Below are 20,838 nucleotides of genomic sequence, written 5' to 3'. Positions count from 1 at the left end.
GCTCAGTCGAGGCGGTGGCCGCGGCGCTCCGGAATGAGGAACATAGCGAGGAATTGGATGAGGTAGATGATCGGCAGCAGCGCCAGAGCGAAGCCGAAGCCGAGATGCCCTGCGAGAAGGGCGATGACGACCGGTGCCAGCCCCCCGATGGCACGGCCGATGTTGAAGATGACGTTCTGCGCCGTCGCCCTGATCGCCGTGGGATAGAGCTCGGCAAGCAGCGCCCCATGGCCTCCCAGCATTCCGTTGGCGAAGGCGCCCATGAAGAATCCGCCGGCCAGCAGAGCACTCGGATCGGTGAGCTGGCTGTAGGCGAGGATGGTGACGATGGCTCCGGCCTGGAAGATCCAGAAGGCGGGACGTCGACCGAGGCGGTCGGCGACCTGGCCGAAGATGAGGATCCCGGCAAGCATTCCCATGACCGTCACCGCTGTCCACAGCGAACCCTTGGTGACTCCCAGATCCATCTGCTCGGACAGGTAGTTCGGCAGCCAGGTGATGATGCCGAAGTAGCCGAAGTTCTGCACGCTGGTGAGAATCGTCAGGGCCAGGGTGATCTTCACCGTCTCCCGATCCTTGAACAGCGCGGCGATCTTCGCACCGAAGGAGGTCGGCACTCCGTCCGTATCGAGGTTCCCACGGGCGACTTCGGCCTCCGCCTCCTCGTGTTCCCGGGCCCGGACGAAGGTCTCCGGCTCCTCGACTCCGCGACGGATGACGAAAGCGAAGACAGCGGGAACGAGTCCGATGACGAACAGTGCCCGCCAACCCCACAGGGCGATGACGGGAGCCGAGACGACGGCTGCGGCGAATACGCCGAGCTGGAACCCCACTCCCACCCATGATGTGGCCCGCGCTCGCTGGTCGGCACGCACCGCCTCGGCGGCCAGGGCCATGCCGATGCCGAACTCACCGCCGATTCCGATTCCGGCGATGAACCGGTAGGCCGCGAGATCCCAATACCCCTGTGCCAGCGCCGACAGTCCGGTGAACACCGCGAAGATGAGGACCGTCCAGGTGAGCACCCGTACCCGGCCGTGACGGTCAGCGAGGGCACCGAAGACGATTCCGCCGACCACGGCACCGAGCAGAGTGATCGTCGACAGGGACCCGGCTGCGACGTCGCTGAGCCCGAATGAGGCGATGATGCCCGACAGGGCGAAGCTGAGAATGAGGAGGTCGAAGCCGTCGAGTCCGTAGCCGACAGCCGCGGCGACGAGAGCTCTGCGCCGGTATCCGCGATCGCCCGAATCATCAGTGGTGGTCAGCGGAGTCGATGCACTCATTCGCGGTCTCAGTTCGGTTCACGGATCGGAAAACGGCCGCAGACCATTATGCCCCACGGCCGTTCCCCGATTCGTCGGACCCCGTGTGATCAGACGCGGGCACCCTCGCCGAGGCGGAACCGGGCACCCGTGTGGTCCTCGGCCAGGCGGGGGCCGGCCCCGGTGAGCTGCTCGCGCACCGTGGCACCTGCGGTCGGTTCGGGCAGGAGTCCGCGGCGGCGCAGTTCGGGCGAGACGTACTTCGTGAAGCGTTCGGCATCGGCCGGGCGCACGGCCGCGGCGATGTTGAATCCGTCGATATCGGCTTCGGTCATCCACCGTTCGAACTCGTCGACGATGGTCTCCGGCGATCCAGTGATGACCGGTCCGCGTCCGCCGAGGGCGACGAACTCCGCGAGGTCCCGAATCGTCCAGGGTTTGTCTCCGGCCATGGTGGTGAAGGAGGCGAGCGCGGATTGGTTGGCTTCGGTCGAGACGTATTCGAGGGTGTCTTCGGGGTCAGCTCCCGAGAGGTCGACTCCGGTCCATCCGCCGAACAGGGACAGCGCGGATTCGGTGTCGACGTAGCGGCGATAGTCGGCCAGGCGAGCCTCGGCGGCTTCGTCAGTGTCGTCGACGATGACGGTGGCCAGAGCGAAGATCTTCACCGCGTCACGGGCGCGTCCGCGCTCTTCGAGTCCGTCACGGACCTTGTCGACCCAGCTGCGCAGGATCTCCGGGGTCGGTCCGGAGAAGAAGATCGCCTCGGCGTGGTCGAGCGCGAATTCCTGGCCGCGTTTGGATGCGCCGGCCTGGAAGAGCAGCGGGGTGCCCTGCGGTCCGGGGACGGCGAGCGCCTGACCGGGGACGGTGAAGAACTTGCCGTCGTGGCCGATGTCGTGGACCTCGTTCGGGTCGACGAAGACGTTGGCGTCGGCATCGGCTTTGAGTGCGTCCGGAGTGATCGAGCCCTCGAACAGCTTGTACATGACTTCCATGAACTCATCGGCCCGGTCGTAGCGCTCATCGTGCGGGATCTGGCCCTTGAGCCCGAGGTTGCGGGCAGCGGAGTCGACATAGCTGGTGACGATGTTCCAGGCCACACGTCCGTTCGTGAAGTGATCGAGGGTGGTCAGGGTGCGGGCGAGCAGGTAGGGCTTCTCATAGGTCACCGAGGCGGTCACGCCGAATCCCAGCGTCGTCGTGGCTGCGGCCATGGCGGGGACGGCGACGAGGGGGTCGAGCAGTGGGAACTGCACTCCCCCACGGTTCGTGACATCCGCGTTGCCGCCGTACACGTCATAGACGCCGAGGATGTCGGCGAGGAAGAGGGAGGAGAATCCGCCGTCCTCGAGGGTCTTGGCCAGGTCCGTCCAGAAGGACAGTTGGGTGAATTCGTCGACTCTCGATTCCGGGTGGCGCCACAGTCCGGGTGACTGGTGGACCGGGGTCATCATGTCGAAGGCGTTGAGCAGAATCGGTTTCGTCATAGGAGTCTCCTAATCATGGTGGTGCGATGGGTGCGGGCCGACGTACCGGCGGGTGTGTTCAGGCCGCGGTGCGCGCGAGCGCTCGGGCAGGATCTTTGGCGCCGATGGCGGCGATGAGCGAGAGGACGCACAGCAGGGTGAGGTAGCCGCAGATGAGCCACGGCGAGTGGCCGCCGGCGACGTAGAGCAGGGCCGCGACCATCGGCATGATTCCGCCGCCGATGACGGTGCCCAGCTGGTAGCCCATGTTCACACCCGAGTAGCGGACTTCGATGGGGAACTGTTCGGCGAACCAGGCCGCCTGGGGACCATAGACGGCATCGTGGGCGAGATTCATGCCGAGGATGACGACCAGGGGCAGCAGTCCCAGCGGACCTGCGTCGAGGAAGGCGAAGAAGAACCAGCCGAATACTGCGATGCCGATGAGTCCGAAGATCGTCACGGGCTTGCGACCGATCCGGTCCGAGGCCCACCCCCAAGCCGGTCCGGTCACCAGTCCGACCGCCGAGGCGATCATGACGGCTGTGACTCCCGAGGTCGAATCGCCGCGATTCTCCGCCAGGTAGCTGAGCATGTAGACGGTGATGAGGTAGAAGACGCTGTTCTGTGCCAGGCGCAGTCCGATGGTGACGAGCAGGACCCGCGGATGAGCGGTCAGCACCTCCCGCAGCGGTGCTTTGGCGACCTTTCCGGAATCCTTGAGCTCCTGGAACTCAGGCGCATCGGAGACGCCGAGGCGGATCCACAGTCCCAGTGCCACGAGCAGCGCGGAGGCGAGGAAGGGGATGCGCCAGCCGAAGGCCTCGAACGCTTCATCACTCATCAGGTTCTGGACGAGGAAGAAGGAGCTGGTGGCCAACAGCATTCCCGCCGCAGATCCGATCTGGGTGAAGGATCCGAAGAGACCGCGTTTGCGGGCGGGTGCATGTTCGACGGACAGCAGAGCCGATCCGCCCCATTCGGCACCTGCCGACAGGCCCTGGACGATACGCAGAACGACGAGGGAGACAGCGGCCCACCAGCCGATGGCGTCGAAGTTCGGGACCAGGCCGATGAGCGTCGACGCCGTCCCCATGGACAGAAGGGAGACGACGAGCAGAGCCTTGCGACCTACACGGTCGCCGAGGTGGCCGGCGACGATTCCGCCCAAGGGCCGAGCGAAGAATCCGACGGCGAGAGTAGCGAAGGACGCGAGTCGGCTGCCGAGCTCACTGTCGGAGGGGAAGAACTGGACGTTGAAGATCAGGGCCGCGGCGGTGCCGTAGAGGTAGAAGTCGTACCACTCGATCGTCGTCCCGGCGAAGGCCGAGGCCAGCACCCGCTTCTTTCCGGACAGGAACCGCTGCGGCGGGTCCTGGGTGCTCGGTGCGGTGACCGGCGTCTGCGTCATAGGGTTCTCCTCTGCGGCGGGGTTCGGGAGGCTCGCTGCCTGACGAGCGCATGATTCGCTGAGCAATCTATGCCCGAACCCCGTCACCGGCCGCACGTTTCCGTCACGCCCCGACTCTCAGCGTCATATGCGGTCATAAGTCGTCTTCATATGACCTCGGCCACGACACCGGCGCCTCCGCTTTGCAATGATCAACCTCAACAATTCCGACAGACGAACCCACACTCTTGGATTGCTCAACGGATCAGCGAGCGTCATCGCATCAGCCGGCATCTGAGACACCGACGACCACACGAACGCAGAGGTGAAGGAATGACACTCTTGGCAGACCGCACCGCACAGTCACCGGCCCCGGTGACCCCCGCAACACCCGAGGCTCTCCGCGAGGCCTTCTCCCATTTCCCCCAGGGGGTCGCCTTCATCGGCGCCGAAATCGATGCGGCGCCCCTGGGTCTCGTCGCCTCCACCCTCACCGTCGGCGTCTCCCTCGACCCACCCTTGGTCAGCGTCGCCGTCCAGAACACATCGACCACCTGGCCCACCCTGCGTCGAGCTCCCGAGCTGGGGATCTCCCTGCTGGGCACCGACCAAGAGCACCTGGCCAGGCAGTTGGCGGCGAAGGATCGCAGTCGACGATTCACCGGCGTCAGCCCTGAGGTCACTGCCGGAGGCGCACTGACGATCCCCGGCAGCTCAGCGTTCCTCTGGACCCGGCTCTACGATGAGGTCGCGGCCGGCGACCACACCGTGGCCCTGCTCGAGATCCTCGGCACTCGCAATGACGACGGACCCGAGGCCCTGGTCTTCCACCGCAGCGAGTTCAAGGGACTGCGCGTTTCCTGACCCCGCCTGAACGCAATGCCCCACCCTTGACTCACATTCGAACTCGTGTTCGACTGATGTCATGCGGTGGAACGAAGCGAGCGCCAGCACCGACCCCAGCACACCTGTCCTCTTCGGGACGAAGGGACTGGTCCGGTCGGTGCAGACGCCGGAATTCTCAGGAATCACCTTCCACGAGGTGCTGGCGAAGTCGGCGCTGAACAGGGTTCCCCAGTCCAGCTCGATGCCCTTCTCCTGGACCGTCAACCCCTACCGCGGCTGCTCACACGCCTGCGTGTACTGCTTCGCCAGGAACACTCACCGTTACCTCGATCTCGATTCCGGGACCGACTTCGATCGCCAGGTCGTCGTCAAGATCAATATCGCCGACGTCCTCGCCGCCGAGGTGGCGCGTCCGACATGGAAGCGAGACCATGTCGCACTCGGCACGAACACCGACCCCTATCAGCGCGCCGAAGGCCGCTACTCCCTCATGCCGGGCATCATCAGCGCACTGGCCGAACAGTCGACTCCGATGTCGATTCTGACCAAGGGCACGCTGCTGCGACGGGATCTGCCTCTGCTGGCCCGCGTCGCCGAAGACGCTCCTGTTGAGATCAGCATGTCGATCGCCGTTCACGACGACGCTCTGCAGCAGAGCCTCGAGCCCGGCACGCCGACGACGAAGGCCAGACTGGCCACCGTGCGCGCGGCCGCCGAACTCGGGTTCGCTGTCACCGTGTTCATGATGCCGATCATGCCGAAGCTCACCGACTCCCGTGACCACCTCGAATCCGCTCTTCGGGCGATCAGGGACGCCGGAGCCGCGCGAGTCGTCTACGGGGCGCTGCACCTGCGCCCTGGCGCCCGCGAATGGTTCTTCGAATGGCTCGAACACAACCGCCCCGAGCTGCTCCCCCGCTATCGCAGGATGTACGCCGGCTCATCCTACGCATCGAAGGAGTATCGTCGGTGGCTCAGTGAGCGCATCAACCCCCTTATCGACCGATATGACCTGCGCGGACGCAGCGATGACGACTACCCTGCGACCTCGCGGATGCGCGGTCGCCCAGAGTCGGGCCGAAACCGGCAGACGGTGGGCGTGCCAGCGGCTCCGACGCAGCAGCTCGCCGCCCCATCGCAGCAGGCTCTGTTCTGAGCCGGACCTGCGGAATAACCATGAGATGGGCACGGTTAGCATTGATATGAAGATTGAGATCTGGTCGGACATCGCCTGCCCCTGGTGCTATATCGGAAAACGTCGCTTCGAGGATGCCCTCGACGGCTTCGCTCACAAGGATGACGTCGACGTCCAATGGCGCAGCTTCCAGCTCGACCCGAGCCTGCCCGATCACTTCGACGGCACCGAGACCGAATACCTCAGTCAGATGAAGGGCATGCCCGCCGCTCAGGTGCGACAGATGTTCGATCATGTCACACAGCAGGCTGCCGGAGTCGGCCTGAACTACGACTTCGACTCGATCGTCGTGGCCAACAGCTTCACCGCGCACCGCTTCCTCCACTTCGCCAAGACTCACGGACTCATGTCCGAGGCCAAGGAGGTGCTGCTCTCGGGCCATTTCGAGAAGGGTCGCGACATCGGTGACGTCGACTACCTCGCCGAGGTGGGACGTGAGATCGGCCTCGATCCCGTCGAGGTCCGCCGGATCCTCGCAACCGATGAATTCTCGGATGAGGTACGGGCCGATATCAGTGAGGCCCGCTCGCTCGGCGCCAATGGAGTCCCGTTCTTCGTCATCGACCGCAAGTACGGGATCTCCGGAGCCCAACCGGCGGAGGTCTTCTCTCAGGCACTCGAGACGGCCTGGGACGAGGGACAGAAGCTCACGGTGCTCGCCGGGACTCCGCAGTCAGCAGGCAAGGACGCGGCCGAGGACTTCGCCGACGGCGCGGTCTGCGGCCCCGACGGCTGCAACTGACCAAAACACCCCTATTGCTACCTGACGGCTGTGAGTCTTGGTAGTGGCTGGTCTGGGACCGGCTGGCAGAGTAGGTGCTGGCCTCTCCACCCCGTGATCGTGACTCAACCTGGCGGTGACCCACCCCCTTTTGGTGGTGTCTTCGGGCCGATTTGTCCGATCACATGGGTGGTGCGGCCGGCACCGACTCGGCCCACCTCGGTAACTTGATCAGAAGGCTGTCCGCCCCTTGCCGGGGCGTGACTCATCACAGTGTTGTTCCGAAGTGACCTCATCCCGGACCGGTACCGGCCGCAAGCGGCCGCACAACCTATCGGTCAAACAGGGAGCTTCGAACCGCTATGTCCATTGTCGCGCACTTATACAACTTCTTCATCGGCGTCGATACACACGCCAGAAAACACGTCTACACGATCATCACCAACACCGGCATCCTCGTGGCTACCGGCAGCTTCCCGACATCTCGGGCCGGCATCAAACGGGCCCTGACCTGGGCCGGCCGGTGGACGAAAGGTGACCTCGACACCCTGTGGGTCGTGGAAGGAACCGCATCCTACGGGGCGGTGCTGACCGGTCATATCGCCACGACCGAATACCCCGTGGTCGAAGCTGGACGCATGGATGCCAAAGCCCGGTACGGCGTGGGTAAGAGCGATGAGCTCGACTCCTACCGGATCGCGAAGTCCGTGCTGGCGCTACACACCGACCAGCTGCGGTGGCCACGCCAAGGCGAAGGAGTCCGCCAGGGCCTGCGCGTGCTGTTGGCAGCCCGGGACGCGATGACCACCGAACGGACCCGGATGATCAACTCCCTGACCGCGTTGGTGCGCACTGTCGCTCTGGGAATTGATGCCCGTAACTCGTTGACCGATGCCCAGTTCGTCGAGATCTCGAAGTGGCGGTCGAGGAAGGAAGACATCGGCCTGGCCACGTCCCGGGACGAAGCGGTCCGTTTAGCTCAACGCGTCCTCGATCTTGATGACGATCTGCAGGACAACCATGACAAGCTCGCTGAACTTGTTGAGGCCAGTCCGGCGGCAGTCTTGCTGGCCGAACCCGGGATCGGTACGTTCACTGCCGCGGTGTTCTTCACCGCCTGGTCGCATCCGGGACGAGTCCGTAACGCGGCTGCGTTCGCAGCCCTGGCAGGGGCGAATCCGATCCCTGCTTCGTCGGGCAACACGCAACGACACCGGTTGAACAGGGGTGGGGATCGGCAGTTGAACCGGGCCCTGCACACGGTGATCACGAACCGGATGATCCACGATGAGAGAACCAGGGATTATGTTGCCCAGCGCTTTGGTGAGGACCCGACGAAGAAGTCGAAGAGGGAACTCAAGCGCAAGCTCAAATGGTATCTCGCGCGTCGAGTTTTCAAGATTCTCAACGGGCTAGAAACAATTCCCACGCCGGCTTGACAGACATAGAAGGATCGGCCCAGCAACCTCGCGCGAGGTTGCTGGGCCGCCGTCAGGTAGTAATAACAGGAGATTCGGGCGGGGCTGTCAGCTGATCAGAGCAGGGGAACGCTCGGGTAGCGCACGGCACCGTCCGGGTCGGTCACCGGTGCCCCGAGCATTCCCGCCGCCGCATCGATGAGGAAGCGGCCGACCTGTTCCCAGCTGCCCTTATTGGCGTCTTCATTCATCTTCGCCTCCTGGTCGGCGCAGACGCCGACGACCATGCTCCCCAGCAGATAGGCGCGACCGCGCAGAACCCCTTCGGGGATCCCGTCGACCGCTCCGTTGATGAATCGCAGGTCATCGGGCAGGTCCGCGTCCCCGATCACCTCTTTGGCCACCTCGACGGCGGAGGGGACAGCCGAGATCTGAGACATGAACTGCGCCCGCCAGCTCGGCTTCGGAAGACTGTCGAGCAGCTCGATGAGCGGGCGCAGACGAGTCGTGACGAGCTCGTGGATGTTCGGCGTCTCGCCCAGCTGCTCCGTCAGCTCACGCCTGCGCCGAGCCATTTCGTCATGGTGGCGCTCGACGAGTGCGCGCAGCAGCCCCTCGCGGCCGCCGAAATGGTAAGCGATCGCCGAGTGATTCGCAGCCCCCGCGTGTTCGACGATGCGCCTGTTCGATACCGCATCGATCCCATTGCGCGCGAACAGCTCTTCGGCGGCGTCGAGCAGGGCATCCCGCGCCCGGTCACTCTGGATGGTCATTCCCTCATCTTTCCATTCGCTCTCGAAATCACAAGTTCTCGATTTCACAGTTTTAAGTCACGTGTCTTAAACTGGCGAAGTTCACCGTGGTCGACGAGGATCACACGATTTCCGATCCTTGAAGGGGACGACAATGTCCGATAGCCAACCGCGAACGAGAAAAGAGGCCCTCGAGTCCGAGCACCCGACATCGCACCCGGCTTCCGACTCCGAGGCCGGCTCGACTGCGACCACCGAGGACCAAGCAGCGGCCAAACGCGCGAAGGCCGAATTCATCGGCCGCACCGTTGCGATCTTCCTCATGCCGCTCATCTTCGTGGGCATGATGATCACGAGCTACCTGGGGACGATGCACTCCCCCGAAGCCAACGACATGCCCATCGTGGTGGCGGGGTCATCGGCCAAGGCCGATGATGTGGCATTTGCGATCAACGGCGCCGAACCCGACGCCTTCGAAATCGAGACGACCGATGATGTCTACGACGCCCGCCAGGACGTCTATGACAGGGAGGCCTCGGCGGCGATCATCGTCAAGGGCGATACCGCGACGATCGTCACCGCCAGCGGAGCCGGGATCCAACAGTCGACCACCGTCGAGCAGCTCGTGCGTCCCGCGCTCGCTGAAGACGGTTTCACGGTCAACACCGACGACATCGTCCCGTTGCCGGACAACGATCCGTCCGGGATGGCGGCGATGTTCCTCATGACTTCCATCGTCATGGCCGGCTACATGCCCTTCAGCGTTCTGCGGTCGAATTCGCCTGAACTGCTGAAGTTCAAACGCATCGTGCCGATCCTCGCCGGGTGGTCGGCTGCCATCGCCGGCCTCGTGTGGACCGTGGCCTGCCCGATCCTCGATGTCGTCGATGTCAAGGACACGGCGGCCGTCCTCGGCATCGCCTGGCTGGGCGTTTTCGCCATCTCCTCCGTCCAGCTCTTCATCACCCGCCTCGTCGGGGCACTGGGTGTGATTCTCGGGATCCTCTTCCTCATGGTCCTCGGCATGCCGTCGTCGAATATGGCGATGCCGGTGTACAGCATGCCGAAGTTCTTCCGCTTCACCCACGAGTTCCTGCCGATGCCGGCGATCGGCGAGTCCCTGCGCTCCGTGCTCTACTTCGACGGCAACGGAGTCACCGGACACCTGTTCGTCCTCGCCCTCGGCGCGGTGGCCGGTCTGCTGCTGACGAAGGTCTACGACCACTTCTACGCCAAGCGCAATGAACACCCTGTGCCGCTGGATGTCAATGTGGCAGCGATCCACGGCGGCCGGAGGCCGGATACGAAGCTCATGCGCTACATCTCGCTGACCCTCTTCCCGCTGGCGATGGTGACCATGATGATCACGTTCATGCTCGGAGCGATGCATTCGCCGACGCCGAAGGACATGCCGGTCGCGGTCGTCGGGTCCTCGGTCGAACAGGCCGAAGACACTATCAAGCAGCTCGATGAGCAGATGGACGGAAAGTTCGAGTTCACCGCGCTCGATGACAAGGGCGAAGCCCGTCGGCTCGTGGAGAACCGCGATGAGGTCGCCGCGCTCGTCCTACCCAGCGAGAAGAATCCGGATTTCGAGCTCTTGGCCAACCAGGCCGGCAACAACGCTTCCTACCGTGTGGCCGTACAGGTCTTCGAACAGGTGGCTCAGGCGCAGGACTCCGATCTCACGGTCGACGACCTGAAGCCCTTGCCCGATCGGGACAAGAACGGCGTGGTTGTGATGTACGTGGCGATGGGATGGATCCTCGCCGGCTTCATGGTCGTCATCGTTGCCGCTAACGCCAACCCGTGGACCAGGCCGCTGAAGCGGATGCTGCCGATCATCGTCGTCTACGCACCGTTTATGTCGCTGATCGTCGCGACCATCGCCGGTCCGATCACAGGAGCCGTCGACGGGCATTTCGCGGCGCTGTGGGGTGCCGGCATCATCGCCATCGCCTGCATCTCCATGTTCGCCATGGTCTTCGAAAGGCTCTTGGGCATGTTCGCGATCATCCCGGTCATCGGCACGCTCATGTTCGCCGGCGTGCCGTCGTCGAACGGAGCCCTCTCGCAGTATATGGTGCCGAAGTTCTTCGCCACATTGCACGATTTTCTGCCGATGGCCGCCTCGGTCGAGACCATCCGCTCGATCCTGTATTTCGACGGCGATGTCGTGACCGAACATCTGCAGGTCCTCGGCCTGTGGGGACTGGTGTCGCTGGCTCTCGTCTTCCTCATCGATGGCATCAAACCGCCGCGCACGGCCCATGATTTCGGCAATCTCCACCTCGAGCGCGAGCGAGAGATCGCCAAGGAACAACGGAAGCAGGCATTGGCGTTGGGCATGTCCCCGGATCATGCGAAGTCCGACGCCGAGGCGGCCGATCAGGACTCCGCGCCCAGCCAGGAGTCGTACCAGACCGTTCAAGGCTCCATCGTCGACGACGGCACCGACGCGCAGGAGTCGGATCGCCGAGCCCCGACAGCCGGCGACGGTCAGGCCCGCAGCCGCAGACCTCACGAGTAGTCAATCCCCTCCACAGTCTGACCTGCTACCTGACGGCGGCCCAGCAACCTCGCGCGAGGTTGCCGGGCCGCCGTCAGGTAGTAATTGGGGGTTGTTCGTTGGGGGTGGGGCTATGGTGAAGGCACTATGGTCAACTCCGCGTCGATTGAGAACATCATGAGCAGCACCGGCCTGTTGGAAGCCGGCCTGCTGCTGGCCAGCTTCGTCCTGTGCTCCCTCATCGGCTTCGAGCGGCAGTTCAGGCAGAAGGCCGCCGGGTACCGCACCCACGTGCTCGTGGGCATCGGCACCTGCGCTTTCACTCTGATCTCCGCGTATGGATTCGCCGGAGTGCTCGAGAACGACGTCCGCCTCGACCCTTCACGAATCTCCGCGCAGATCGTCTCCGGAATCGGCTTCCTCGGCGCCGGAGTCATCTTCAAAGGACGCAACATGGTCCGCGGACTCACCACCGCCGCAACGATCTGGGTCACCGCGGCCGTCGGAATGGCCTGCGGTGCGGGAATGCTGCCCTTGGCCGCCATGCTCACTGCTCTGCACCTGTTCACGCTGTTCGTCATCGCGCCTCTCATCCGCAGGATCCCCAACAGCGACCATCGCAAACTCCTGCGCATCACCTACCACGACGGGGCCGGTGTCCTCCGCGAGATCCTCGCTCTGGCCGGCCGAATGGGTTTTGCGAATACCATCGTCGATTCGCGCCGCTTCGAGTCCCCCGACGAGACGCGGATGGTGCAGGTCGATGTGAGGTTCGACGGAAAGCGGCCTCTGCACCTGCTCGTCGCCCCGCTCATGGAACTGAGCGGCGTCGAAACGGTGAGCATGCGCGAAGACCGCGTCCACTCGGTCGATGACGACGGCGATTCCGTATGAGCAGCCGACGAACTCAGAAATCGACGCTGGAGATCACTGCTTCGATTCCGGCCCGGACCCGCAGCCGGGAGGATTCGCCGAAGACGGTCGACTGGACGACGGCCCCCTGGATCATTGCCAGCAGCCCGGGCACCATTGCCGCGGCACGAGCCCGCGCGCCTTCAGCGTCCGCTCCCCGCTGATCCTGCAGATAGGCAGCAAGATAAACGGTGAATTCTTCGATGAGCGTCTCGAAGACCCCACCGGCGAAACTCGCGAACTCCTTGTCGTAGGAAGACTCCCCCCAGACCTGAACCATGACCGAGGCGAACGGATTGTCGATGAGCAGGGAATCGATGAGCTCGACGAACACCTCGGCAGGAGCTGTCACCTCACTTCCGGACTTGGCCGCCTCGAGCACCGCCATGCGCGGCTCCATCACCCGGCGGGCGACGTCGATCATCAGGTCGGCCTTCGACGCATAGTAGACATAGACCGCTCCGGCCGACAGCCCCGCTTCCTTGACGATGTCGGCCATGGACGCACCGGCGAACCCCCTGCGCGCGAAACAGGCCAGCGCCGCATCCTGAATCCTGGCACGCATCGCACTCCTGTGCTCCTCGGTGACCTTCGGCACATCTCCCCCAAAAAACGAATGACCATTCTTGATATATCCTAGCGGATGGATTCATAATGAACGAGTATTCGTTTTCGATGATTGGACAGACATGCCGACCCAGATACTCAGCAGAGAAGACAAGGCCGACCACTCGGCGGTGAGCGAGACACCGGAGAAGGCGGCGCAGGCCGCTCCCCCACAGTTCGGACGCGCGATCCTCGTCGCCGTCCTCGCCGCCGCCGTCGTCAGCCTCGTCATGCTCGCCTTCAGCTGGCCGACCGTGACCTCGGACCCCAAAGACCTGCCGATCGCAGCGGTCGGAGACGAAGAGCAGATCGACCAGATCGCTGAGAACGCCCCGGACGGCATGCTCGATCTCAAGACCGTCGACTCACGCGCCGAGGCGGTGAACCTCATCGAACAGCGAGAGGTCTACGGCGCCTTCGTCCTCGAGGACGAACCGGAGATCCTCATCGCCAAGGCCGCCTCCCCTGCTGTCGCGCAGCAGCTCAGCGGAATCGGCACCCAGATGCAGCACAACATCGACCAACAGGCGATCTCGGGCCTCCAGGAAGGCACGAAGAAGATGCAGGAGCAGATGCAGAAGGCTCTCGAGGCCGCTGCCTCCGGTCAGGCCCCGCCGCAGGGCAACCCGGCCGGAGACGGCGCCGATCCGGCCGCCTCGGCGACGGAGGTTCCGCAGGTGAAGATCACCGACGTCGTGCCGCTCTCCGACGACGATCCCTCCGGTGCGGGACTGGCCATCGCGGGTCTGCCGTTGACCCTTGGCGGCATCGTCGGCGGTGTGCTCACCAGCATGGGCATCCGTTCACGGCGGATGCGCCTGGTCGGCACCATCGTCTACGGAGTCGTCGGAGGACTGGCACTGGCCCTGATCATGCAGACCTGGTTCGGGATCCTGCAGGGGAACTTCGCGATCAATGCCCTGGCGATCGGCTTGTCGATCGCGGCCACGGTCGGCCTGATCAACGGCTTCGTCTCCCTCATCGGACCTGCCGGCATCGCGTTCGGTGCAGTGCTCACCATGCTCATCGGCAATCCGATCGCCTCGCTCAATCAGCCGAAGGAGTTCCTCGCCGGCTCCTGGGGCGATATCGGTCAGTTCTTCGTGCCCGGAGCGGCGGGCACGCTGCTGCGCGATCTCTCCTACTTCCCTGACGCGCCGTCGGCTCTCCAGTGGTGGGTGCTCACCGCCTGGCTCGTCGTCGGCATCGCGCTCATCCTCGTCGGCCACGTCCTCGCCCACAGGAAGGCGCACACGGCCGCCCACTGACAAGCTGCCGCGTCGTTGGACTCCCATCGATCCTGGTCTTCACTTCATGTGAGGACTAGGCTCGGTGGGAGTCTGTGGTTTCCTCTGTGGAACCGAGAGGATGACATGGTGGCATTTTCCGATGTGACGATCTGCCGCACCTGCGGGGTGGAGACGACGACGCCTCCACCACAGCTGTGTCCGATCTGCGAGGACGATCGGCAATGGGTTCCTGCCTCCGGCCAACAGTGGACGACTCGGGCAGACCTCGAATCCGAGGGCCACCGCATCGCCACCACGGAGAGGGAACCCGGTCTCTTCGCCATCCGCGTCGAACCGAAGTTCGGGATCGGGCAGACCTGCTATCTCGTGTGCACCGATTCCGGCAATGTGCTCTTCGATGTTCCCGCCTATATCGACGCCGAGGCGGTCGCGGCGATCCGGGACCTCGGCGGAGTTGCGGCGATCGCCGCCAGCCACCCGCACATGTTCGGCACCCAGTTGGAATGGAGTGCCGCATTCGATGGAGCTCCCGTCTTCGTGTGCCGGGCCGACCTCGAATGGGTGCAGCGGACCGGCCGGGCCGTCTGCCCCTATTTCCACGAGGCGGAGCCGGTGCCTGGGGTGAGGCTCCGGAGGACGGGAGGTCATTTCCCCGGCAGTGCGGTGGCAGTCTGGACGGGCGCCGACGGCGCCGGGGTCATGCTCAGCGGCGATTCGATCGGTCCGGTGGCGCGATCGGGGTGGGTGACGTTCATGCGCAGCTTCCCGAACTATCTGCCGTTATCGGCCACGGTCGTCAGGCGCATCGCCGCCTCGGTGATCGATCTCGACTTCGACCGCATGTACGGCAACTTCGGTCAGTCGATCGGTTCCGGGGCACACTCTGCAGTGCAGACCTCAGCAGAACGCTATGCCGAATGGGTCTCCGGCGACCACGATCACCTCACCTGAGTTTCCCCCGACGGTCCCTCGGTGCGAACCGAATAAGGCCCGCCGGTCAGCGCGACCGGAACTGCGCGGTGACGGGACAATCGAAGGGGTCTGCTTCGCCGAGGCCCACCCGGTTGAGGTAGGCGATGATGATCTTGTAGGACTCGAGCAGAGTCGTCTCGGTGTAGGTGATGTCCTTCTGGCGGCAGTATTCGCGGACCATCGGCTGCACCCGGTGCAGGTTGACGCTCGGCATGCTGGGGAACAGGTGGTGTTCGATCTGATAGTTCAGACCGCCCATGAGGAATCCCATGAAGCGACCGCCGGAGATATTGCGTGACATCAGCGTCTGACGGCGCAGGAAGTCGATCTTCACATCTTTGGGTACGATCGGCTGTCCTTTGTGGTTGGGGGCGAATGATCCGCCCATATGCACGCCGAAGACGGCGAGCTGGACGAGGAAGAAGACGCTGCCGATGAGAGGACCTGCCGCCCAGATGGCGAGCGCAGGGAACCCGATGAGGCGGATTCCGATGAAGACGCCTTCGATCCAACGGCGTTTGATCGACGACTGTCCCCGGACGATGGCTTTGACGGATTCGACGTGCAGCTGGAGGCCGGCCAGGGTCAGCAGCGGCAGGAAGAACCAGCCCTGACGTGCGGCGAACCATTTGGCCAGGCCTGTGCGTTCACGTGCATCCTCGGGAGTGAAGACGAGGGCGCCAGGAGCGATGTCTCCGTCGACTCCGGCCTTGTTCGGATTGGCGTGGTGAAGTGCATTGTGCTTCTTCAGCCACCATCCGTAGCTCAGTCCGATGAAGAGGTTGCCGATGATCGTCGACACCCACTCCCCCACCTTTCCGCTGGTGAAGATCTGCCGGTGTGCTGCGTCATGGGCGACATAGGCGGTCTGGGTGAACAGTGCACCGAAGACAACTGCGGTCGCCATCTGCCACCAGCTCTCACCGATGAGGAAGAGCATGGCGAAGGATGCGACGTAGCCGAGCCCGAGGAGGACGAAGCGCAGGGTGTTCCAGCCCGGCCGTCTGGCCAGCAGGCCCGCTTCTTTGACCTGCGCCATCAGCGCGCTGAAGTCGCTGGTGAATTCCTGTTCGGCGGTTCCCCTCTTCGCTCGCCTGCGTTCGAGCACTGCGGCCCGCGTGGCCCGATCCGGTGCCGGAGTCGACAGTTCGGTCGCAGTTGGGGAAGACGGTTCGGAAGTCATGAGGTCAGACGAGTTCATGGTTCCCACCGTATGGATGCCCGCGCCGTTTTTCGTCACCCCTGGGTGCCGTTCTTCACCCCCTACTCGGGTAGGGGGTCCGAGGTGAGGACAGGTGCAGAACTCAGCTGTTGGGGACGATGAGACCTGATTCGTAGGCGGCGATGACTGCTTGGGCGCGATCTCGGGCATCGAGTTTGTACAGGATCCGGGAGACGTGGGTCTTCACGGTCTGCACTGCGATGTGCAGACTCGCCGCGATCTCCGTGTTGGACGCTCCGCGGGCGACTTGGATGAGGATCTCGCGTTCTCGGTCGGTGAGTTCGGGCAGCGCTGTGCGGTTGGGCTTCTGTCCTCCGGTGGCGAAGTGTTCGATGACCCGTTTCGTCACGCTCGGCGCCAGGAGCGCTTCGCCTCCGGCGACGATGCGGACCGCCTCGGCGAGTTCACTGGGCGGGGCATCCTTGAGGAGGAAACCGCTGGCCCCGGCGCGGATGGCATCGAAGACATAGTCGTCGATGTCGAAGGTGGTGAGCATGATGATCCGGGTCTCGGCATTCGCGGCGACGATCGTGCGGGTTGCTTCGATTCCGTCCATCAGCGGCATTCGGACGTCCATAAGGACGATATCGGGGCCAAGGTCGGCGACGAGCTCGACGCAGTGTGCACCGTCTTCGGCCTGTCCGATGACCTCGATATCTGCATGAGCGCTCAGCAGCGCGGCGAAGCCGGCGCGGACCATCGCTTGGTCATCGGCGATGACGATCCTGATCATGGGGTCTCCTTGTCCGTGGCCGAAGTGTCCGTGACCGGTGTGTCGACGCTCGGTTCACCGTCGTCGGTCGAGCGTTCGCGGGGCGAAAGCGGCAGCACTGCTTCGACTTCGAAGCCTCCGTCGGCAGTGGCTCCGCTGCGGATCTCCCCACCGACGGAGGCTGCCCGTTCGCGCATGCCGATCAGTCCCTGCCGGCTGTGCTTCTCGTGTTTCGCGGCCTCGCCGGGACCGTCGCCGTGGTCATTGGTGACGCTGATCCAGACGGCCGAGTTGCCACCGCGGATGCTAATGGAGATGGCGGAGTTGCGGGCGTGGCGGATCGCGTTGCTCAGGGCTTCTTGGATGATGCGGTAGCCGGCGAGTCCGGTGCTGTCGCGCATGAGGTGGTCGATCGGTTCGCCGCTGCGTTCGACGGTGACCTGCACTCCGGCCTGTCGGGCCTTCTCGATGAGCGGGTCGATCTCGGAGAACTTCGGCTGCGGCGCCAGTTCGCCTCCGCCTTCATCGTTGCGCAGGACGCTGAGCAGTCCGCGCATCTCGGTCAGCGCTGTGCGGGCGGAGCTGGAGATGTCTTCGAACTCTTTGGCCACTTCTGAGTCGATCCCGGCATGGCGGAACGGTGCGCTGGAGGCCTGGATGTTGATGATCGACATGCTGTGGGCGACGATGTCGTGGAGTTCCCTGGCGATGCGGGCCTTCTCCTCGATGGTCACGCGTTTGGAGTGCTCCTCCGCGGTGTTCTCCTTCTCCTGGACCAGTTGGGAGCGGATGAGCTGCCATTGCTGGATGATGACCGCGGCGAGGTAGACGCCGCCGGCGATGCAAGAGTAAATGAGGATGTTGACAATGGCACCGTCGGTGCGGGTGTCTGCGACGAGCAGATGAGTGATGAGCACCGCGGCCGCCGAACTTGCGATGCTGCCGAGCAGTGCAGCCAGGGCCACTCCCCAGTGGGCGCGGAGGCCGATGACGAGGATGATGACGATCTGAGTGATCATCATCGGAACCATCCACGGCCACGGCACACCCGACACGAGCGGCCCCAGCAGCGGCAGCACAGTGCAGGCGGCGATCGACATGATCGTGCCGAAGAGCGGGCGCAGCATGGACAGCGGCATGGACCCGACGTGGACGATGGTGACGACGAAGGCCAATGCGACGGGGGCCTCATTGACCGAGACGGCGATCGACGATTCCACCGCGAGCATGACGATGGCAAGCACGATCACCGCGACCCAGGCCAGCGCCTCGGGGTTGAGTCGACGGTTCGGGGGCATGAACCTGTCGAAGACTACCATCACAGACACCCGGTTCCCTTCTGTGATTCCGGCCGACCGTTGCGATCATAGCGCCTGTGCTGCTTCATCACCTGTGAACGGCACATAGTGGTCAGTTCGCGGCCCGGAACCGAGAACTCCCCGTTCAGCTTCCGCGGATCCCGTCGGCCAGGTGCGCATGCCGAGTTCCCGCGAACTTCGCTCGGCTGCCCCAGGACAGCACGAGGTAGAGCACGAAGGAGATGGCGAAGGACGGGATCGTCGCTCCGATCGGGCTGGGATAGGCGTAGGTGAGCACATAGGACGCCAACGCCCCGAGGACCCACACCCCGACGGCCACCCAGTTGACTCCGCGGGTGTAGGAGTAGAGGCCGCCGGAGTCCTTGAGGATGTCGGGTGAGTAGGCACCGCGTTTGATGATGTAGTAGTCGACGATGAGGATGGCGAAGACGGGGACGAAGAACGCCCCGATCATCGTGAGGAAGTCGGTGTACTGGTCGAGCAGGGCCAGCCAGGTCGAACCGATGATCGAGATCGCGCCGAGGATGAGGGCCGTCGGCAGGAACTTCAGCTTCGTCCTGCTCTGTGCGCCGACGACGGAGTTGACCATTCCGTAGACGACCATCGTGTTCGTGGCCATGACGGAGAGGAAGATGACGATGGCCAGCGCCCATCCGAATTCCGCGGCTAGGGCCGTCGGGTCGAATTCGGCCGGGTCTCCCCCGTCGAGCAGGATGAAGCTGAACGCGGTGAGACCCAGCAGCATCGCCAGCACGGTCGAGGTCAGGTAGCCCAGACCCGATCCGACGATTCCGGCCTTCTGAGTCCCGGCCAAACGGTTGAGGTCGCCGGAGAGCACGGTCCAGGAGATGGCTGTGGAGATGACGATATCGAGTGCGAGGACCGGAGTGAACTCGAGCTCCGGCAGGCTCTCGATTCCTGCGTATTCGCCGGGTGAGTGTCCCGTGAACGCGATGACGAAGACATAGGCCATGACCAGCAGGATGAGAAGAGCGAACCAGGGTTCGGCCTTCTCGATCCCTTCGTGGCCGAGGATCGCCAGTCCGACGACGAGCGCCTGGCAGAGCACCGAGAAGAGGATCGGGTTGGAGAATCCCGTCGTCTGTGCGACGACGTAGTTGACGCTGATTCCCGCCAACATGGCCTGCACCCAGCTCCAGCCCATGAGGATGATGACGTTGGCGGCGACCGGCAGGAAGCTGCCCTTGGCGCCGAAGGCACCGCGGGTGATGGCCATGGTGGCCAGGCCCGTGCGGGTGCCGATGTTGCCGATGAGCGTGAGCACGACGGTGCCGATGAGCGTGCCGACGATGATGACGATGACCGCTGTGGTGAAGTCGACGCCGGGGACGAACAGGGTTCCGGTCAACAGGGTCGTGACGACGAGGTTCGCGGCCAGCCAGATCATGAACATCCGTCCCCCGCTCAGGGTTCCGCGGATGACTCCGGAATCGTGGCCGGATTCCAATCGCTGTTCCAAACGGCGGTACCAGTTCACCGCGCGACCTCCTCGGCGCCGGGCTTGCTTTCGGCGGCATTGGGACCAGCCGCCGACGAGCCGTCGGCAGGGTCCGGGACCGTGGAGAGGTGTTCGTGGATGGCAATGAGCCCACCGTCACCGAGGCGGCGGAAGACGATCGATTCGCGTTCCCGGTACGATTCCCGCCCGTCTGCGGTGTTCACGGTCGTATCGACGGTGTGGGAGAACACGGCTCCGCCGGGGAAGGTCTGGACGAGCTGGTCCGATGACGCGCAGGCGGCCACTGACCAGCCGTCGGCCAACCACGAAGCCCACTCCCTTTCATATTCCGCACGAGTGTTCAGGCGTCGCGCTTCGGGGTGGAAGACGAACGAGGCGTCCTCGGCGAATCGGGAGAAATACGACTGAGTGTCCGTGGCGGCGAAGGCATCGACGATCGCCGAGGCGGCCGTGAGCACATCGGATTCGCTGGGTTCCGGTGTGGATTCGTTCATGATCGACGGCGACCTTTCGCAGACTGAGAGAAGGAGGATGCCGCGCTGAGTCCAAACGACTCTCGTGCGGCCCGATGAAGCTGAATGACACACTAACGAGTCTGTGATCGTCCGCACTATCCGCGATGGACGAATTCTGCCCTCAGTTATACGAAGCGGCGAATCGGCTCCTGAGTCCTTCCGCTGAGCGTCGCTGTGAGTTCATATGCCGAATGGACCTGATCGCACCAGGTGACATGCATTAATTTGAGTCGCATGCCCATGTGCCGCCGGACATTCCGCGGCTGACGTTCGAAGGAGAAGCTG

Annotated in this window: 18 protein-coding genes; 8 read left to right on the top strand and 10 right to left on the bottom strand. The window is 64.0% G+C overall.

Translation table 11 applies throughout. The features are described from left to right. Nucleotides 1-2: 2 nt before the first annotated feature. From ACVZTU_RS06835 to ACVZTU_RS06825, 3 genes are all read right to left on the bottom strand, one after another. On the bottom strand, nt 3-1,286 hold the full coding sequence (locus ACVZTU_RS06835) for an MFS transporter (RefSeq protein ID WP_482401624.1): 1,284 nt from the start codon (nt 1,284-1,286) through the stop codon (nt 3-5). A gap of 89 nt (nt 1,287-1,375) precedes the next feature. Then, on the bottom strand, nt 1,376-2,755 hold the full coding sequence (locus ACVZTU_RS06830; RefSeq protein WP_139469566.1) for an LLM class flavin-dependent oxidoreductase: 1,380 nt from the start codon (nt 2,753-2,755) through the stop codon (nt 1,376-1,378). Nucleotides 2,756-2,813: 58 nt separating this feature from the next. Continuing rightward, the gene (locus tag ACVZTU_RS06825; RefSeq protein WP_139469567.1) at nt 2,814-4,145 is read right to left on the bottom strand and encodes an MFS transporter; all 1,332 of its coding nucleotides are present in this window, start codon (nt 4,143-4,145) and stop codon (nt 2,814-2,816) included. A gap of 312 nt (nt 4,146-4,457) precedes the next feature. Here ACVZTU_RS06825 and ACVZTU_RS06820 point away from each other — a divergent pair, with 312 nt between their 5' ends. The 4 genes from ACVZTU_RS06820 (at nt 4,458) to ACVZTU_RS06805 (ending at nt 8,325) form a co-directional block, all read left to right on the top strand. After that, the gene (locus tag ACVZTU_RS06820) at nt 4,458-4,988 is read left to right on the top strand and encodes a flavin reductase family protein (RefSeq protein ID WP_172168807.1); all 531 of its coding nucleotides are present in this window, start codon (nt 4,458-4,460) and stop codon (nt 4,986-4,988) included. Nucleotides 4,989-5,049: 61 nt separating this feature from the next. Further along, nucleotides 5,050-6,126 carry an Rv2578c family radical SAM protein gene (locus ACVZTU_RS06815; protein ID WP_434594729.1) on the top strand — a complete coding sequence of 359 codons (1,077 nt, stop codon included), beginning with the start codon at nt 5,050-5,052 and terminating at the stop codon, nt 6,124-6,126. A gap of 46 nt (nt 6,127-6,172) precedes the next feature. Continuing rightward, complete coding sequence (locus ACVZTU_RS06810; protein WP_434594726.1) at nt 6,173-6,907, top strand: DsbA family oxidoreductase; 735 nt, start codon at nt 6,173-6,175, stop codon at nt 6,905-6,907. Nucleotides 6,908-7,248: 341 nt separating this feature from the next. Beyond that, nucleotides 7,249-8,325, top strand: a complete 1,077-nt coding sequence (locus ACVZTU_RS06805) for an IS110 family RNA-guided transposase (protein ID WP_139470449.1) — start codon at nt 7,249-7,251, stop codon at nt 8,323-8,325. Nucleotides 8,326-8,420: 95 nt separating this feature from the next. Here ACVZTU_RS06805 and ACVZTU_RS06800 read toward each other — a convergent pair whose 3' ends face one another. Next, a complete protein-coding gene (locus ACVZTU_RS06800) occupies nt 8,421-9,077 on the bottom strand; it encodes a TetR/AcrR family transcriptional regulator (protein ID WP_139469571.1) in 657 nt (218 codons plus the stop codon). Between the two features lie 133 nt (nt 9,078-9,210). Between ACVZTU_RS06800 and ACVZTU_RS06795 the strand changes: the two genes are divergently transcribed. Both ACVZTU_RS06795 and ACVZTU_RS06790 read left to right on the top strand, forming a co-directional pair. After that, nucleotides 9,211-11,586 (top strand): ABC transporter permease, encoded by a 2,376-nt coding sequence (locus ACVZTU_RS06795; protein ID WP_434594722.1) that lies wholly within the window; start codon nt 9,211-9,213, stop codon nt 11,584-11,586. A gap of 156 nt (nt 11,587-11,742) precedes the next feature. Further along, entirely contained in the window at nt 11,743-12,459 is a 717-nt protein-coding gene (locus ACVZTU_RS06790; RefSeq protein ID WP_181270631.1) for an MgtC/SapB family protein, read from the top strand. Nucleotides 12,460-12,472: 13 nt separating this feature from the next. Here ACVZTU_RS06790 and ACVZTU_RS06785 read toward each other — a convergent pair whose 3' ends face one another. Further along, nucleotides 12,473-13,042, bottom strand: a complete 570-nt coding sequence (locus tag ACVZTU_RS06785) for a TetR/AcrR family transcriptional regulator (protein ID WP_139469574.1) — start codon at nt 13,040-13,042, stop codon at nt 12,473-12,475. A gap of 124 nt (nt 13,043-13,166) precedes the next feature. Between ACVZTU_RS06785 and ACVZTU_RS06780 the strand changes: the two genes are divergently transcribed. Together ACVZTU_RS06780 and ACVZTU_RS06775 are read left to right on the top strand one after the other, a co-directional pair. Further along, the gene (locus tag ACVZTU_RS06780; RefSeq protein WP_139469575.1) at nt 13,167-14,351 is read left to right on the top strand and encodes an ABC transporter permease; all 1,185 of its coding nucleotides are present in this window, start codon (nt 13,167-13,169) and stop codon (nt 14,349-14,351) included. Nucleotides 14,352-14,456: 105 nt separating this feature from the next. Then, entirely contained in the window at nt 14,457-15,284 is an 828-nt protein-coding gene (locus tag ACVZTU_RS06775; RefSeq protein ID WP_482401623.1) for an MBL fold metallo-hydrolase, read from the top strand. Between the two features lie 46 nt (nt 15,285-15,330). On the opposite strand, the gene ACVZTU_RS06770 is transcribed toward ACVZTU_RS06775, so the two are convergent. The 5 genes from ACVZTU_RS06770 to ACVZTU_RS06750 all read right to left on the bottom strand — a co-directional run bounded on the left by ACVZTU_RS06770 (nt 15,331) and on the right by ACVZTU_RS06750 (nt 20,532). Next, a complete protein-coding gene (locus ACVZTU_RS06770; RefSeq protein ID WP_219922145.1) occupies nt 15,331-16,488 on the bottom strand; it encodes a fatty acid desaturase family protein in 1,158 nt (385 codons plus the stop codon). Nucleotides 16,489-16,609: 121 nt separating this feature from the next. Further along, on the bottom strand, nt 16,610-17,260 hold the full coding sequence (locus tag ACVZTU_RS06765) for a response regulator (RefSeq protein ID WP_139469577.1): 651 nt from the start codon (nt 17,258-17,260) through the stop codon (nt 16,610-16,612). Beyond that, on the bottom strand, nt 17,257-18,537 hold the full coding sequence (locus tag ACVZTU_RS06760; RefSeq protein ID WP_180345663.1) for a sensor histidine kinase: 1,281 nt from the start codon (nt 18,535-18,537) through the stop codon (nt 17,257-17,259). Before ACVZTU_RS06760 ends, ACVZTU_RS06765 begins: the two co-directional genes overlap by 4 nt. Nucleotides 18,538-18,682: 145 nt before the next feature. After that, nucleotides 18,683-20,056, bottom strand: coding sequence for a purine-cytosine permease family protein (locus ACVZTU_RS06755; RefSeq protein WP_248284042.1), 1,374 nt, complete (start codon nt 20,054-20,056; stop codon nt 18,683-18,685). Then, complete coding sequence (locus tag ACVZTU_RS06750; protein ID WP_139469579.1) at nt 20,053-20,532, bottom strand: YybH family protein; 480 nt, start codon at nt 20,530-20,532, stop codon at nt 20,053-20,055. The genes ACVZTU_RS06755 and ACVZTU_RS06750 overlap by 4 nt, the downstream gene beginning before the upstream one ends. Between the last annotated feature and the right edge of the window lie 306 nt (nt 20,533-20,838).

The organism is Brevibacterium sp. OS20, from assembly GCF_056837565.1.
This window is presented reverse-complemented; position numbering and strand designations above follow the sequence as displayed.